Source organism: Mesorhizobium sp. dw_380 (genome assembly GCF_018588885.1).
GTDB lineage: Bacteria > Pseudomonadota > Alphaproteobacteria > Rhizobiales > Rhizobiaceae > Mesorhizobium.
On the sequence record NZ_JAFFIW010000009.1, the window covers coordinates 107,674 to 123,788 of the forward strand.

15 protein-coding genes are annotated in these 16,115 nt (G+C 63.0%); 10 read left to right on the top strand and 5 right to left on the bottom strand.

Annotated features, from left to right (window positions below):
* Positions 1-23: 23 nt before the first annotated feature.
* The 5 genes from sufC to sufA all read left to right on the top strand — a co-directional run bounded on the left by sufC (position 24) and on the right by sufA (position 4,380).
* Positions 24-779, top strand: a complete 756-nt coding sequence (gene sufC, locus JT360_RS11805; RefSeq protein ID WP_214471795.1) for a Fe-S cluster assembly ATPase SufC — start codon at positions 24-26, stop codon at positions 777-779.
* Between the two features lie 25 nt (positions 780-804).
* Positions 805-2,073: a Fe-S cluster assembly protein SufD gene (sufD, locus tag JT360_RS11810; RefSeq protein WP_214471796.1), complete on the top strand. Its 1,269-nt coding sequence runs from the start codon at positions 805-807 to the stop codon at positions 2,071-2,073.
* 181 nt (positions 2,074-2,254) lie between these two features.
* The gene (locus JT360_RS11815) at positions 2,255-3,496 is read left to right on the top strand and encodes a cysteine desulfurase (RefSeq protein WP_214471797.1); all 1,242 of its coding nucleotides are present in this window, start codon (positions 2,255-2,257) and stop codon (positions 3,494-3,496) included.
* Between the two features lie 5 nt (positions 3,497-3,501).
* Positions 3,502-3,894, top strand: a complete 393-nt coding sequence (locus JT360_RS11820; protein ID WP_214471798.1) for an SUF system Fe-S cluster assembly protein — start codon at positions 3,502-3,504, stop codon at positions 3,892-3,894.
* 105 nt (positions 3,895-3,999) lie between these two features.
* Positions 4,000-4,380, top strand: a complete 381-nt coding sequence (gene sufA, locus JT360_RS11825; RefSeq protein WP_013895897.1) for a Fe-S cluster assembly scaffold SufA — start codon at positions 4,000-4,002, stop codon at positions 4,378-4,380.
* A 133-nt stretch (positions 4,381-4,513) separates the two neighbouring features.
* Here sufA and JT360_RS11830 read toward each other — a convergent pair whose 3' ends face one another.
* Entirely contained in the window at positions 4,514-5,011 is a 498-nt protein-coding gene (locus tag JT360_RS11830) for a GFA family protein (RefSeq protein WP_214471799.1), read from the bottom strand.
* A 92-nt stretch (positions 5,012-5,103) separates the two neighbouring features.
* Here JT360_RS11830 and JT360_RS11835 point away from each other — a divergent pair, with 92 nt between their 5' ends.
* Positions 5,104-5,427 (top strand): TfoX/Sxy family protein, encoded by a 324-nt coding sequence (locus JT360_RS11835; RefSeq protein WP_214471800.1) that lies wholly within the window; start codon positions 5,104-5,106, stop codon positions 5,425-5,427.
* A 205-nt stretch (positions 5,428-5,632) separates the two neighbouring features.
* On the opposite strand, the gene JT360_RS11840 is transcribed toward JT360_RS11835, so the two are convergent.
* Together JT360_RS11840 and JT360_RS11845 are read right to left on the bottom strand one after the other, a co-directional pair.
* On the bottom strand, positions 5,633-6,550 hold the full coding sequence (locus JT360_RS11840) for a pseudouridine-5'-phosphate glycosidase (protein WP_214471801.1): 918 nt from the start codon (positions 6,548-6,550) through the stop codon (positions 5,633-5,635).
* A 76-nt stretch (positions 6,551-6,626) separates the two neighbouring features.
* Positions 6,627-7,571, bottom strand: coding sequence for a carbohydrate kinase family protein (locus JT360_RS11845; RefSeq protein ID WP_214471802.1), 945 nt, complete (start codon positions 7,569-7,571; stop codon positions 6,627-6,629).
* Between the two features lie 282 nt (positions 7,572-7,853).
* Here JT360_RS11845 and recA point away from each other — a divergent pair, with 282 nt between their 5' ends.
* A complete protein-coding gene (gene recA, locus JT360_RS11850) occupies positions 7,854-8,954 on the top strand; it encodes a recombinase RecA (RefSeq protein WP_027042422.1) in 1,101 nt (366 codons plus the stop codon).
* A gap of 356 nt (positions 8,955-9,310) precedes the next feature.
* Positions 9,311-11,977 carry an alanine--tRNA ligase gene (gene alaS / locus JT360_RS11855; protein ID WP_214471803.1) on the top strand — a complete coding sequence of 889 codons (2,667 nt, stop codon included), beginning with the start codon at positions 9,311-9,313 and terminating at the stop codon, positions 11,975-11,977.
* 272 nt (positions 11,978-12,249) lie between these two features.
* Here the strand turns inward: alaS and JT360_RS11860 are convergent, their stop codons facing one another.
* Together JT360_RS11860 and JT360_RS11865 are read right to left on the bottom strand one after the other, a co-directional pair.
* Complete coding sequence (locus JT360_RS11860; RefSeq protein ID WP_214471804.1) at positions 12,250-12,876, bottom strand: glutathione S-transferase family protein; 627 nt, start codon at positions 12,874-12,876, stop codon at positions 12,250-12,252.
* Between the two features lie 83 nt (positions 12,877-12,959).
* A complete protein-coding gene (locus JT360_RS11865; protein WP_064991552.1) occupies positions 12,960-14,171 on the bottom strand; it encodes an NADP-dependent isocitrate dehydrogenase in 1,212 nt (403 codons plus the stop codon).
* Between the two features lie 216 nt (positions 14,172-14,387).
* Here JT360_RS11865 and JT360_RS11870 point away from each other — a divergent pair, with 216 nt between their 5' ends.
* Positions 14,388-15,305: an RNA methyltransferase gene (locus JT360_RS11870; protein ID WP_214471805.1), complete on the top strand. Its 918-nt coding sequence runs from the start codon at positions 14,388-14,390 to the stop codon at positions 15,303-15,305.
* Positions 15,298-16,086 carry a glutamate racemase gene (gene murI, locus JT360_RS11875; protein ID WP_214471806.1) on the top strand — a complete coding sequence of 263 codons (789 nt, stop codon included), beginning with the start codon at positions 15,298-15,300 and terminating at the stop codon, positions 16,084-16,086. Before JT360_RS11870 ends, murI begins: the two co-directional genes overlap by 8 nt.
* Positions 16,087-16,115 lie beyond the last annotated feature (29 nt).

The following is a 16,115-nucleotide window of genomic DNA, read 5'->3' on the forward strand; positions in this document are numbered from 1 at the left end:
ACAGATATTTTAGGGACAAAAGAATGCTTGAGATCAAGAACCTGCATGCCCGCATCGTCGATGACGGCACCGAAATCATCCGCGGCCTGAACCTGACAGTGAAAGCCGGCGAGGTCGCCGCGATCATGGGACCGAACGGCTCGGGCAAATCGACGCTGTCCTACATCCTCGCCGGCCGCGAGGATTACGAGGTGACCGAGGGCGACATCCTCTACAACGGCCAGTCGATCCTCGAAATGGATCCGGCCGAGCGCGCCACGTCAGGCATATTCCTCGCCTTCCAGTACCCGATGGAAATACCGGGGGTGGCGACCATGGAATTCCTGAAGGTGGCGATGAACGAGCAGCGCAAGGCGCGCGGCGAGGAGCCACTGAAAATTCCGGAATTTTTGAGGCGGGTGAAGGAAGCCGCCGCCTCGCTCAGCATGGACATGGCGATGCTGAAGCGGCCGCTCAATGTAGGCTTCTCCGGCGGCGAGAAGAAACGCGCCGAGATCCTGCAGATGAAGCTGTTGGAGCCGAAACTCTGCGTGCTCGACGAGACTGATTCCGGCCTCGACATCGACGCGCTGAAGATCGTCTCGGACGGCGTCAACGCGTTGCGTTCGCCGGACCGCGCCATCGTCGTGATCACCCATTACCAGCGTCTGCTCGAACACATCGTTCCCGACAGCGTCCACGTGCTTTACAAGGGCCAGGTCATCAAGTCCGGCGACAAGTCGCTGGCGCTCGACCTTGAAGCCAACGGCTATGCCGGCGTGATCGGGCAAGCCGCGTGAGATGCCAGAAGGCAAGGTCAAACTGATGAATATGCACACACAGCCCCAGCGGACTCCCGCCGAAACGGCGCTGATCGACGCGTTCGGCGACCGGCTGTCGCTGCTGCCGGGCGACGGCGCCGTTATGCTGAAGCGCGACGACGCAATCGAATCGATCAAGCACGGCCTGCCAACGCGGCGCATCGAATCTTGGCACTATACGGACCTGCGCCGGCTGCTGAATGCGGTGCCGGACTTCGATCCGGCCGCGATGGCCAAGGCCCTTGCGCCGATCGTCGAAGGATCGACCGTCTTGCCGATCTTGAACGGCAAGTCAGACGCGAAGGTTCTTTCTGTGGAAGGCATTACCGTCCAGCGCCTGTCGGAAATGCTGGTCGACGGCAGCATCGCACCCGGCCTCGATCGTTATGGCAGCGACGATGCGATCGGCGCTCTGAACACGGCTTTCGTGGCTGATGGGTATTTTGTCGACATCGCCGATGGCACGGAACTCGAAAAGCCGATCGAGCTGCAGAATTTGCAGGCTGGCGGCCAGACCCATGTGCGCCTGCCGGTACGCGTTGGCGCCAACGCCAAGGCCGTTATCGTCGAACGCCAGGCCGGTGACGGCGTCGCTCTGGTAAGTTCAGTCAGCCAACTCGTGCTCGGCGAGGGCGCCGAGGTGACGTGGCTGATCGTCCAGGAGCAGCCGGAAACGGCAACGCATCTGGCGCAGTTCAAGGCCCATATCGGCAAGAACGCGAAACTGACGCTGTTCGTCATGAATGCCGGCGGCAAGCTGGTGCGCCAGGAGATCGTGGTCAAGACGACGGGCGAGGGCGCCGATTTCAAACTGCGCGGCATCAATCTGCTCGCCGGCGACACCCATACCGACGTCACCATGGTGCTCGACCACACCGTGTCGCATACGACCTCGACCGAGATCGTCCGCAACGTGGTGACGGGCAAGGCGCGCGGCGTCTTCCAGGGCCGCATCAACGTCCATCAATACGCGCAGAAGACCAATGCCAAGATGGCCTGCAACACGCTGCTCTTGTCGGACGATGGCGAGTTTTCCACCAAGCCGGAGCTCGAAATTTTCGCCGACGACGTCGTCTGCGGTCACGGCGCGACGGTCACCGAAATCGACCACGACCATCTGTTCTACCTGATGGCGCGCGGCGTCGACGAAAAGAGCGCTCGGGGCCTTCTGGTCAAGGCGTTCGTCGCCGAGGTGATCGAGGAACTGGATGACGAAGCGATCGTCGACGCGCTTGAAGCGCGGCTCGACGGCTGGTTTTTGACGCACGGATGAGGCCAGGCCGAAGCCAGCACCCCTCATCCGTCTCGGCGCTACGCGCCGATCCACCTTCTCCCACAAGGGGAGAAGGTCGGGCGCTCTTCCTTCTCCCCTTGTGGGAGAAGGTGGCCGAGCGAAGCTCGGTCGGATGACGGGTGTTGCGAGGAACGCGGCCTAGGACGGCAAGGACTTTGAAATGGACCAGAAAGTCGAAAACATCCCTTACGACGTCGAGGCGATCCGCCGCGATTTCCCGATCCTGTCGCGGGAAGTCTACGGCAAGCCGCTGGTCTATCTCGACAACGGCGCCTCGGCACAAAAGCCGCAGGTGGTGCTGGATACGATCCAGCATGCCTATTCCCAGGAATACGCCAACGTCCATCGCGGCCTGCATTTCCTGTCCAATGCCGCGACCGACGCTTATGAGAAGGCGAGAGAAACGGTGCGCCGCTTCCTCAACGCGCCGAGCACCGACAACATTGTCTTCACCTCCAACACGACCTCGGCGATCAACACCGTCGCCTATGGCTATGGCATGCCCAATATCCGCGAGGGCGACGAGATCGTGCTGTCGATCATGGAGCACCACTCCAACATCGTTCCCTGGCATTTCATCCGCGAGCGGCAAGGCGCGAAACTCGTCTGGGTGCCGGTCGACGATCTCGGCGTCTTCCACATCGAGGAATTCGAAAAGCGGCTGACCGATCGCACCAAACTGGTCGCCATCACCCATATGTCGAACGCGCTGGGTACGGTGACGCCGATCAAGGAGATCGTGCGCATTGCGCATGCGCGTGGCATTCCGGTGCTGGTCGACGGCAGCCAGAGCGCCGTGCACATGCCGATCGATGTTCAGGACCTCGACTGCGACTTCTTCGTCTTCACCGGCCACAAGGTCTACGGGCCCTCGGGCATCGGCGTGCTCTACGGCAAGAAGGATATTCTCGCTGGCATGCGGCCCTTCATGGGCGGCGGCGAGATGATCGAGGAGGTGACGCAAGACATCGTCACCTACAACGAGCCGCCGCATCGTTTCGAAGCCGGCACGCCGCCGATCGTCCAGGCGATTGGGCTGGGCGCTGCATTGAACTACATGCAAGCTGTCGGGCGCGAGCGTATTGCCGCGCATGAGGAAGACCTCAAGAATTATGCCCATGAGCGGCTGCGCGCCATCAATTCGCTGCGCATCTTTGGCGATGCGCCTGGCAAGGGGGCCATCATCTCCTTCGAACTGCAGGGCATTCATGCCCATGACGTGTCGATGGTGATAGACAGGCAGGGCGTGGCGGTGCGCGCCGGCACCCATTGCGCCCAGCCGCTGTTGAAACGCTTTGGCGTAACCTCCACATGCAGGGCATCGTTCGGCATGTATAATACCAGGGCCGAAGTCGACGCTCTGGCCGAAGCGCTTGAAAAAGCGCGCAAGTTTTTTGGATGACGACCATGGTTGATGCGAGCATCGCTGCCGAGACTCCTCCGGAACCCGCCGCCAACGCCGTGGTTTCGGCCTCCGCCATTCCCGCCGACGAACTGGCGCGGCTGACCGACGACATCGTTTCGGCGCTGAAGACGGTCTACGATCCGGAAATTCCGGCCGACATCTACGAACTCGGCCTCGTCTACAAGATCGACATCGAGGACGACCGCTCGGTCAAGATCGACATGACGCTGACAGCACCCGGCTGCCCGGTGGCCGGCGAAATGCCGGGCTGGGTGGAGAACGCCGTTGGCGCCGTGGAAGGCGTCTCCGGCGTCGAGGTCAACATGACCTTCGACCCGCCCTGGTCGCCCGACCGCATGTCGGAAGAGGCGCAGGTGGCGGTGGGCTGGTACTAGGTGCAAGCCGGAAGGCGCACTTGCGCCAGCGGTAAAACTTCACCATTTTAGGTGAGGAATCATTCGGCGGGCCTTGAACCTGCAAGGAATGGAGAAGGAAAAGGAATGGGACGCTTTGCCGTCATCACGATGACTGAAAAGGCCGCCGACCGGGTGCGCGAGATCGTCGCCACGCGTGAGAACGCGCATGGCATCCGCCTGGGCATCAAGAAAGGCGGCTGCGCCGGCATGGAATACACGGTCGACCTGGTGACCGAGCCCAACACCAAGGACGACCATATCGAGCGTGACGGCGCCCATGTCTATGTGGCACCCGAGGCAGCGCTTTTCCTGTTTGGCACCGAGATGGATTTCGAGCAGACGACGCTGCGCACCGGCTTCACCTTCCACAACCCGAACCAGAGCTCGGCCTGCGGTTGCGGCGAATCCGTCGAACTGAAGCCCGCTGACCTCAAGGCACTGGCCGAGGCGCGCGCCTCCGCCTGATCCTCCTTCGCCCCGTTCACGGGGAGAAGGTGTCACGAAGTGACGGATGAGGGGCAGCGCCAGCCTCTCCAGACTTAGCTCCGCCCCTCATCTGCCTGCCGGCATCTTCTCCCTGTAAACGGGGAGAAGGACCTCACTCCACCCACATGCCCGTCCGCTTATGCCAATCGGCGATCGATTCCTCGGGATAGACGTCGAACGTCTTGTCGCCTTTGCCGATATCAGGCTCGACCCAGTTCGCCTTGTATTTCAGCATCAGATGCACCTTTTCAGGTGGTTTGGGCAGGTCGCTGTCGATCGCAGAGGCGAAGGGATGCACCAGCTCCGGCCATGTCGGGTCGTAGAGCCAGAGCGCCGACCCGCATTTACGGCAGAAATTGCGCTCGCCGGTCGAGACCTCGCAATGCGGATGCTCGTCGTCCTCGATCTCGGCCCGGTAGACGCCAAGGCTCCTCTTGCCCCTGACGTTCAGCGTCTCGTAGTCGGCGCCCAGATTGATGGCGAAACCGCCGCCGCCTTGCTGCTTACGGCAGATCGAGCAGTAGCAGAGCATGAACGGCACGGGCGTGTGGCTTTCCACCTCGAAACGCACGGCATTGCAGCGGCAGGAGCCTTTGAGCAGGACAGGCATGGCGGAGAACTCCGATCGATCCTCTTTCAACCTGTCAGCAGCATTTTGGTTGCGGCGATGACAAGTCCGGGGAGCGATGACATGATCGCGACATGGACAATGAACGCATCGCCGAACTGTTCGAGGGCCTCGGCCCGGTCAGCATCCGAAAACTGTTCGGCGGCAAGGGCGTCTATTTCGACGGCGTTATCGTTGCCATCGTGCTGCGCGGCGAATTGCTGCTGAAGGCGGATGAACAAAGCGCGCCCGACTTCGAAGCCGCTGGCTGCCGGCAGTGGACCTATACCGGCTCAAGGCACGGCAAGCTCGTCGCCATGCCTTATTGGAGTATTCCCGACAGTGCTTTTGACGACCCGGACGAGATGACGGTGTGGGCCCGCCGCGCTTATGAGGCAGGGCGAAGGGCGGGGAAGTGACGCGCAAAATTCGGAACGCTGGAGGGACAGCACCCCCCTCTGGCCTGCCGGCCATCTCCCCCTCAAGGGGGGAGATTAGCAGCTTCGGTGCTCCGCTCACTCCCCAACGTCGAAAGATTGGAAGGCCGCGATGACGTCCGATCTCCCCCCTTGAGGGGGAGATGTCCGGCAGGACAGAGGGGGGCGCTGTCCCGCCAACGTTGGCCTAAAGTGCCTTCGCTATCTCCGCCGCCAGCCTCGCATTGTTCTCAACCAGCGCGATGTTGGTCTTGAGGCTCCTGCCACCAGTCAGTTCGAGGATTTTCGACAACAGGAACGGCGTCACTGCCTTGCCGGTCACGTTGAGCGCCTCGGCGGCCTTTTGCGCCGCCTCGATATAACCGGCCATCTCGTCGGCCGGGATTTCGTGGTTCTCGGGCACCGGGTTGGCGATCAGCATGCCGCCACCGAGCCCCAGCGCAGCCCGAGTCCGGTAGAAATGCGCGATCTCTTCGGGCTTTTGCAGGGTCAGCGGCGCGCGGAACGGCGACTGCCGCGACCAGAAGGCCGGCATCGTCTCGCAGCCATGACCGACGACTGGCACGCCGCGCGTCTCCAGAACTTCCAGCGTTTTTTCGATGTCGAGAATGGCCTTGGCGCCGGCCGACACGACGATGACCGGTGTGCGCGCCAGCTCGTCGAGGTCGGCCGAGATGTCAAAACTCTTTTCCGCACCCTTGTGCACGCCGCCAATGCCGCCGGTGGCGAACACTTTGATGCCGACCATGTGCGCTGCGATCATCGTGGCGGCGACCGTGGTGCCGCCCGTGCGCCCTTGCGCGACTGCGAAGCCGAGATCGGCACGCGACAGCTTCATGGCGTCACCCGTCATGGCGAGCGATTCGCGCTCGCCGTCGGAAAGGCCGATCTTGATGCGGCCGCCAACCACGGCGATCGTCGCCGGCACGGCGCCGCCGTCGCTGATGATCTTTTCGACGTCCGCCGCCATGGCGCCATTGTCGGGGTAGGGCATGCCATGGGTGATGATGGTGCTTTCCAGCGCCACCACCGGCCGCCCGGCGGCCAGGGCTTGCGCAACCGGCGCGTGGATATCGATGAAGGGGCGGGCGGTTTCCGGGTTCATCTGGATCTCCAACTTGGGAGCGGGCCCGCATCTGCCTCGACGCTTGGCGGCACTCCGGACTACGAATTTGCCGGTCTCATGCCACTTCCTGTGCATCCGGCACAAGGGCCAGCGCTTCCGCGAAGGTCGCCGCGGTGAAATCGGGAATGGCGTTGGCACTTTCGATGGCCAGCGTCGCCGCGGCAACGCCTTCGCGCAATGCGCTTCGCAAGGGCAAGCCGTGCAGCAAGGCCGCGACCGTCGCGCCCGCCAGCGCATCGCCGGCGCCGGTGACGTCAGCCACTCTTTTGGGAGTGGGCGGCACGACGGCGAAGATGCCGCCCTGGTCGAAACCCAGCACGGGACCGCCACCCGCGGTAACGACCGCGCTGCCGAGGCCGGCACGTTTCAGCCCCTCGATGATGTCTTGCCGGGAAGCCGCGCCGTCCAGCCCGGCCAACGCAAGGGCCTCGCGCTGGTTCATGAACACGACGGCCAAGTGCCCGAGAACCGGTTTCAGGCGCACGATCTTGGCCGGCGAGATGGCAATGGCGAAGATGGGCTTGCCGGCGGCGAGCGAAACCAGCCGCTCCAGTGCCGCCGACGGCAGATTGGCGTCGCACAGAATGGCGTCGGCGTCGGCGATCGCCTCGCGCACCTTGGAGCGGCGGATCTGCTTGGGAAACGCCAGCTCGTAGAGCGCCATGTCGGCAAAGCCGACGATCAGTTCTCCCTCACGGTCGAGCAACGCGGTATAGCTCGGCGTCGTGCGGTCAAGGAACACCGCCGACAGATCGGCAATGCCTGCTTGCGCAATGGCTCTCGAAATTGCGTCCGCCGCGGCATCGCCACCGCGCATCGACATCAGGGAGCCCGATACGCCGCGCCGCACCGTGCTGCGCAGCGCGTTGAACACGCCGCCGCCCACATCCTCGCGCATCGTGCCGGGATTGGACGCAGCCGGCACATACGGGCCAGCCACCTGGCCGCGGCGGTCGATATGGGCACCGCCCACGGCCAGTATCTTCGCGGATTTCACCATGCCGGCGATATGCCCTTTGTTATTCCAGCCGCACAAGCGCTAAGCTGCGTGACGGGAGTTTCGCATGCGAGGCAGCGATTCGGCGAACCGAAACAATGGAGCCGTCTGGCCTAATGCGAGATACATCCGTGCTTAATCTCTTGGTACGAAAAAAGAACAAATCCGGATAACACTTGTTTTTCAGTTATTTGAAGACCCTTGCCAAACGAGAACAAAAAAGGTACAAAATAGCAAGGATTACGGATTGTCCGGCCTTCATTGACGACCAAGGGGTGATGTATCATGGCTCAGAATTCTTTGCGGCTTGTAGAGGACAAGGCAGTGGACAAATCAAAGGCTCTGGATGCGGCGCTGTCGCAAATCGAGCGGGCTTTCGGCAAGGGCTCGATCATGCGGCTCGGCGCGAACGAGCAGGTCGTCGAGATCGAGACGGTGCCGACCGGCTCGCTTGGCCTCGACATCGCGCTTGGCGTCGGTGGCCTGCCGCGCGGTCGCATCATCGAAATCTACGGGCCGGAAAGCTCGGGCAAGACGACGCTGGCCCTGCACACGGTGGCCGAAGCCCAGAAGAAGGGCGGCATCTGCGCTTTCGTCGATGCCGAGCACGCGCTCGATCCGGTCTACGCCCGCAAGCTTGGCGTCGATCTTGAAAACCTTTTGATCTCGCAGCCCGACACGGGTGAGCAGGCGCTGGAAATCTGCGACACGCTGGTGCGTTCCGGCGCCATCGACGTGCTGGTGGTCGATTCGGTGGCGGCGCTGACGCCGCGCGCCGAAATCGAGGGCGAGATGGGCGATTCGCTGCCGGGCCTGCAGGCTCGCCTGATGAGCCAGGCGCTGCGCAAGCTGACCGCCTCGATCTCGCGCTCCAACACCATGGTCATCTTCATCAACCAGATCCGCATGAAGATCGGCGTCATGTTCGGTTCGCCCGAGACCACGACCGGCGGCAACGCGCTGAAATTCTATGCGTCGGTGCGCCTCGACATCCGCCGCATCGGCTCGGTCAAGGACCGCGACGAGGTCGTCGGCAACCAGACCCGCGTCAAGGTGGTCAAGAACAAGCTGGCGCCGCCCTTCAAGGTGGTCGAGTTCGACATCATGTATGGCGAGGGCGTATCAAAAACCGGCGAACTGGTCGATCTCGGCGTCAAGGCCGGCGTGGTCGAGAAGTCGGGCGCCTGGTTCTCCTATAATTCGCAGCGTCTTGGCCAGGGCCGCGAGAATGCAAAGCTGTTCCTGCGCGACAATCCCGATACCGCCCGCGAGATTGAACTGGCGCTGAGGCAGAATGCCGGGCTGATCGCCGAGAAATTCCTCGAAAATGGTGGCTCTGAAGGCAGCGGCGACGACGGTTTTGAGGACGAAGCCGGCGCGATGTAGGGCAACGGCCAGAGTTCGGCCATAAATGCAGCCTATCATCTGATGCTTAAGTAACCGAGTTCTGTAGTACCGCGTTCTAAACCGCCGGCCTTCGCGCCGGCGGTTTTTCGTTTTGGGAGACCGGCAAGGCTCCTACATTGCCCATTCCGTGTTTCTGGACAGGGTGGGGCGTGCCCGCTAAAAGGCCAAGTCTATCTTCCTATGCTTGTCGCCCAAAATGACCTCGGTCTTGAGAAGACGATATGCATAAAGCAAAGACCTAAAGCGTGTCGCGTGGATCCGCATCGACGCGCTTTGGAAAGCAGAGAACAGTTTCCGCCGGCCGCGCCGGCGGTTTTCGCGAAAAGGCAGCAGTCATGAGTGGCGTGAACGAGATCCGGTCGACATTTCTCGACTATTTCCGCAAGGAGGGCCACGAGGTCGTCGCCTCGAGCCCGCTCGTGCCGCGCAACGATCCGACATTGATGTTCACCAATGCCGGCATGGTCCAGTTCAAGAACGTCTTCACCGGATTGGAGAAGCGGTCCTATTCGCGCGCCACCACCGCCCAGAAAAGCGTTCGCGCCGGCGGCAAGCACAACGACCTCGACAATGTCGGCTACACCGCACGCCACCTGACCTTCTTCGAGATGCTCGGCAATTTCTCCTTCGGCGACTATTTCAAGGAGCGCGCCATCGAGCTTGCCTGGAACCTGATCACCAAGGAATTCGGGCTGAAGAAGGACAAGCTGCTGGTTACTGTCTATCACACCGATGACGAGGCGGCGGGGTTCTGGAAGAAGATCGCCGGTTTTTCCGATGACCGCATCATTCGCATCCCGACCTCGGACAATTTCTGGGCGATGGGCGACACCGGTCCTTGCGGGCCGTGCTCGGAAATCTTCATCGACCGCGGCGAGCACATCTGGGGCGGTCCGCCCGGCAGCCCTGAGGAAGACGGCGACCGGTTCCTCGAATTCTGGAACCTGGTCTTCATGCAGTATGAACAGGTGACGAAGGAGGAGCGCATCGACCTGCCGCGCCCGTCAATCGACACCGGCATGGGCCTGGAGCGCATGGCCTCCATCATGCAAGGGGTGGAAAGCGTCTTCGAAACCGATCTGTTCCGTCACCTGATCGATGCGGCGTCCTCCGCGCTTGGGCGGGCTCCCGATGCGGAAACCGTGGCGTCCTACCGCGTCATCGCCGATCACCTGCGCTCGTCTTCCTTCCTGGTTGCCGACGGCGTGCTGCCGTCGAACGAAGGCCGCGGCTATGTGCTGCGCCGCATCATGCGCCGCGCCATGCGCCACGCTCAGTTGCTCGGTGCGAGCGAGCCGCTGATGTGGAAGCTGGTGCCGGCGCTGGTGCGTGAGATGGGCCAAGCCTATCCCGAGCTGCTGCGCGGCGAACAGCTGATATCGGAAACGCTGAAGCTCGAGGAGACGCGGTTCCGCAAGACGCTGGTGCGCGGCCTTGGCCTGCTCTCGGAGGCGACGGAAACGCTCACCGCCGGCGACATGCTGGATGGCGAGACGGCCTTCAAGCTCTACGACACCTACGGCTTCCCGCTCGACCTGACGCAGGACGCGCTGCGCCAGCGCAACATCTCGGTCGATCTGGCCGGCTTCACCAACGCGATGGAGCAGCAGAAGGCCGAGGCGCGTAAACATTGGACGGGGTCCGGCGAGGCTGCCACCGAGGCGGTTTGGTTCTCGGTGCGTGAACAGACCGGCGCCACCGAGTTCCTCGGTTACGAGACCGAGCAGGCAGAAGGCCTCATCCAGGCGCTGGTCAGGGACGGCAAGACCGTCGACAGCGCCGGCAAGGGCGACGCGGTCGCCGTGGTCGTCAACCAGACGCCGTTCTATGGCGAATCCGGCGGCCAGATGGGCGACACCGGCGTCATTTCAGGCGAAGGCTTCTCAATCGAGATATCCGACACCCAGAAGAAGGCCGACGGGCTGTTCGTGCATCTGGGCAAGGTGGCAAGCGGCACCGTCAAGACTGGCGCTGCCGTCGAGCTCAAGGTCGACCATGCGCGCCGCACTCGACTGCGGGCGAACCACTCCGCTACGCATCTGATCCATGAGGCGCTGCGCGAGGTGCTGGGCACCCATGTCGCGCAGAAGGGCTCGCTGGTCGCGCCCGAGCGCCTGCGCTTCGACATCTCGCACAACAAGCCGATTTCATCGGAGGACCTCGAAGAGGTCGAGCGCATGGCGAACGAAATCGTCGTCCAGAACGGCCCGGTGACCACGCGCCTGATGTCCGTCGACGACGCCATCGCCGAGGGCGCCATGGCGCTGTTCGGCGAGAAATATGGCGACGAGGTGCGCGTCGTCTCGATGGGCACCGGTGTGCACGGCGCCAAGGCCAACCGGCCCTATTCGGTCGAACTCTGCGGCGGCACCCATGTCGGGGCGACCGGCGATATCGGCTTGGTGCGTGTCGTGTCGGACAGCGCGGTCGCCGCCGGCGTGCGCCGCATCGAGGCACTGACCGGCGAGGCTGCCCGCAAACATCTCGACGAGCAGGACAGGCGCCTGAAGGCAGCAGCGGCGACGCTGAAGATTTCACCGGCCGATGTGCCGGCGCGTGTCGAGGCGCTGCTCGAAGAGCGCAAGAAGCTCGAAAAAGACCTGACCGAAGCGCGCAAGAAACTGGCGCTGGGCGATCGGTCGCCCGCCGGTGCGCCCGCCGAAAACGAAACCATTGCCGGTGTCGGTTTTCTCGGCAAGGCGGTTTCCGGTGTCTCGCCGAAGGACCTGAAGCCATTGGCTGATGCCGGCAAGAAGTCGCTCGGCTCAGGCATCGTCGTCTTCGTCGGCGCCAGCGAGGATAACAAGGCAAGTGTCGTCGTGGGCGTGACGGACGACCTGACCAGCCGCTTCAGCGCCGTCGATCTGGTGCGCGTCGCCTCCGCCGCATTGGGCGGGCAGGGCGGCGGCGGTCGGCCAGACATGGCCCAGGCCGGCGGCCCCGACGCTTCGAAGGCCAATGACGCAATTGCAGCGGTAAAGGCGGCGCTCGAGGCAGCCTGAGCCTGGTAACCGGCTTAGGTTGAGCCGGTCTCCAGCTTCCCCGAGGGTAGCGCCGCCCCTCATCTGGCTGCCGCCATCTTCTCCCCGTTGAACGGGGAGAAGATGGCTGTCACCGCGGCTTTCGCCAATCGCAAGCGTTGCAGAGGAAGCGCCGGCGTTGGGACCAGCTTCTTTCTCCCCGTTTACGGGGAGAAATGCCCGGCAGGGCAATGGGCGGCGCCGGCGCCGATAGCTGTCATCCGTGGGGCAGTCTCATGCGGAGACGGCGAAACTCACCCGGCCTTTTCGGTTCGCGCAAAGCTCGGGCGGGCCGCGATACGCGCATACCAGGCCTGTATATCCGCAAACCCGGCGAGCAAACCCCGCCCTTCGGCGACCTTGACGAAATAGCCGATGATGGGTGCTGCATGCAGGTCGGCCAATGTCAGCTGGTCGCCGAGCAACCATGATCCTTGCGCCTTCAGTGACGTGAGCACCTTGAGCACCCTCTCTGCCTGCCGCAGGCCGTCCGCGATCAAGCTCTCGTCGGGCGTCTCTTTCTCCAGCCGCTCGACGGCGACGTCCCAGACCATCGATCTGTAACCATAAGCATCGAGCATGCCGATAACCTGGTTCATCCGCGCACGGCTGCGCGGAAGCTTCGGCTGCAGCGCCGGCCCCTCGAAGGCTTCGTCGGCATAGCGCGCGATCGCGCTCGTCTCGAAGAGGCGGAAGCCCTCATGTTCGAAGGCCGGGATGCGGCCGAACGGGTGGTGTTCAAGATACCCAGCCGGGATGCCCTCGGCGGCAAAGATGTCGAGCGGCACCAGCTCATAGTCGATGCCTTTCTCCTCTAGCGCCATCCGCGCGATGCGCACGTAAACGCTGTAGTCCGCGCCGTAGAGGATTGGCTTGGTCATCGATCGGCCTTTGCTTCCGCTCGGTCGTGCACGCAAAAAAACGAAGGCTCCTTTCGGAGCCTTCGGCATCTGGAACCGGGGACTTACGCCATCGCCTTCTGCAAATTCTCGTCGATCTTGTCGAGGAAGCCGGTGGTCGAGAGCCAGGGCTGGTCGGGGCCGATCAGCAGCGACAGGTCCTTTGTCATGAAGCCGGACTCGACGGTCTGGATGCAGACCTTCTCCAGCGTCTCGGCGAAGCGCTTCAGTTCGGCATTGTCGTCGAGCTTGGCGCGGTGAGCGAGCCCACGTGTCCAGGCGAAGATCGAGGCGATCGAATTGGTCGAGGTTTCCTCGCCTTTCTGGTGCTGGCGATAGTGGCGGGTGACGGTGCCGTGCGCGGCTTCGGCTTCCACCGTCTTGCCATCCGGCGTCATCAGCACCGAGGTCATCAGGCCGAGCGAGCCGAACCCTTGCGCCACCGTGTCGGACTGGACGTCGCCATCATAGTTCTTGCAGGCCCAGACATAGCCGCCCGACCATTTCAGGCTGGAGGCCACCATGTCGTCGATCAGGCGATGCTCGTACCACAGCTTCTTCGACTTGAACTCGGCCTCGAATTCAGCCTCGTAGACTTCCTGGAAAATATCCTTGAAGCGGCCGTCATAGGCCTTGAGGATGGTGTTCTTGGTCGACAGGTAGACCGGATAGTTGCGCAGCAGGCCGTAATTCAGCGAGGCGCGGGCGAATTCGCGGATCGATTCGTCGAGATTGTACATGGCCATCGCGACACCGGAGCCGGGTGCGTCGAACACGTCGTGCTCGATGACCTGGCCGTCCTCGCCGACGAACTTGATGGTCAGCTTGCCCTTGCCGGGGAAGCGGAAATCGGTGGCGCGGTACTGGTCGCCGAAAGCATGACGGCCGACGATGATCGGCTTGGTCCAGCCGGGCACCAGCCGCGGCACGTTCTTCATGATGATCGGTTCGCGGAAGATGGTGCCGCCGAGGATGTTGCGGATCGTGCCGTTCGGCGACTTCCACATCTTCTTCAGCTTGAATTCCTCGACGCGCTGCTCGTCGGGGGTGATGGTCGCGCATTTCACGCCGACGCCGTATTTCTTGATGGCGTTGGCCGAATCGATGGTCACCTGGTCGTTCGTCGCGTCACGATGCTCGATGCCGAGGTCGTAATATTCGAGCTTCAGGTCGAGATAAGGGTGGATCAGCTTGTCCTTGATGAACTGCCAGATGATGCGGGTCATCTCGTCGCCGTCGAGTTCGACGACCGGGTTCGCCACCTTGATCTTCGCCATGGAAAGAATGCCTCGTTTCTGGGATATGGGACGGCCTTGCCCGCGTGGCGTTCGGCCGGGGGGATGCGGAGCGTATATCAAAGCGTTTTTGGCCGCGCAAACGGCGATCGGTCACGAATGTGGGCTATGGCCGCCATCATTTGCGAATGCTTCATTTTCGCGGCCGAATATGGCAGGGGACGCTGAAATGCCGCAAACAGCAGTTCTTTGACAATCATGCCCGTCACGAAAGATCCCGACACCATCGCACCCGCCGGCCCGGCGATCATTCTGGTCGAGCCGCAGCTTGGCGAGAATATCGGCATGGTCGCACGCGCCATGGCCAATTTCGGCTTGGTCGAGTTGCGCCTGGTCAATCCGCGCGACGGCTGGCCGAGCGAGAAGGCACGTGCCGCCGCCAGCCGTGCCGACCATGTCATCGACGCGGTCAAGGTCTTCGACGATCTCGCCTCGGCACTTGCCGACCTGAACTTCGTTTTCGCCACCACGGCAAGGCAACGCGATGGCTTCAAGGCTGTGCGCGGTCCGGTCGAAGCGGGTAGGGTGCTCCGGGCCCGTCACGGAATGGGGCAGCGCACCGGCATCCTGTTCGGCCGCGAGCGTTTCGGCCTCTACAATGACGAGGTCGGCCTCGCCGACGAGATTGTCACCTTTCCGGTCGATCCCGACTTCTCCTCGCTCAACATCGCCCAGGCTGCGCTGCTGATGTCGTATGAGTGGATGAAGTCGGGCTTGGAGGATGAGACCAAGACCAACTTTTCGGGGCCGCGGATGAAGCCGGCGAGCAAGGAAGAACTGCACGGCCTGTTCGCCTACCTCGAAGGCGCACTCGAGGCGCGCGGCTATTTCCGGCCGGCGCCGAAGAAGCCGAAGATGGTCGACAATCTGCGCGCCGTGCTGACGCGCGCCGGTTTCGCCGAGCCGGAGCTGAAGGTGCTGCGCGGGATCATCTCGTCGCTCGACAGGTTTTCGCCGGCCATGCCGCGCGGCGATGGTTCCCCGGGCGATGATCCAAGGCGGCTTCCGGCCGCCGCGCGCGCCGGCAAGGCAGAGCCGGGTCGCCCGGCGCACCGGCCTTCCGGCGACGATGAGGATGCGCCGCCGCTGGGCGGTAAGGGAACCGATAATGACTGACCAGCCGATCCTGATGTTTGATTCCGGCGTCGGCGGGCTGACTGTATTGCGCGAGGCGCGCGTGCTGATGCCGGACCGGCGCTTCGTCTATGTCGCCGACGATGCGGCTTTTCCTTTTGGCGCCTGGGAAGAGCCGGCCCTGCGGACCCATATACTGGAGCTGTTCGCCAGACTGCTCGACAGGTTTGCGCCGGCCATTTCGGTCATCGCCTGCAACACCGCCTCGACGCTGGTGATCGATGCGTTGCGCGACAGATTTCCCGGCCATCCCTTCGTCGGCACCGTGCCGGCGGTCAAGCCGGCGGCGGAGCGCACCCGCTCGGGCCTGGTCTCGGTGCTGGCGACGCCGGGCACCGTGAAGCGGCAATATACGCGCGATCTGATCAGCAAGTGGGCGCAGAAATGCCATGTCCGCCTGGTGGGCAGCGATAGGCTGGCCGGGCTTGCCGAATCCTATATGCGCGAGGGTTTTGTCGACGAGGAAGCCGTGCGCGCCGAGATCGCGCCCTGTTTCATGGCACATGACGGGCTCAGGACCGACATCGTCGTGCTGGCCTGCACGCACTATCCGTTCCTGGTCAACCGCATGCGCAAGACCGCGCCCTGGCCGGTCGACTGGATCGATCCGGCCGAGGCGATCGCCCGGCGAGCCCTTTCGCTCCTGCCGCCCCTCGACGGGCCGCTGCCGCAAGGCGAGCCCGATATCGCCGTCTTCACCTCCGGCAAGGCGGATTTCGCCGTCAGCCGCCTGATGCAGGGCTTTGGACTGACCGTCGCCTGATCCCCGGAACATTGGCAGGTTCGTCGCGT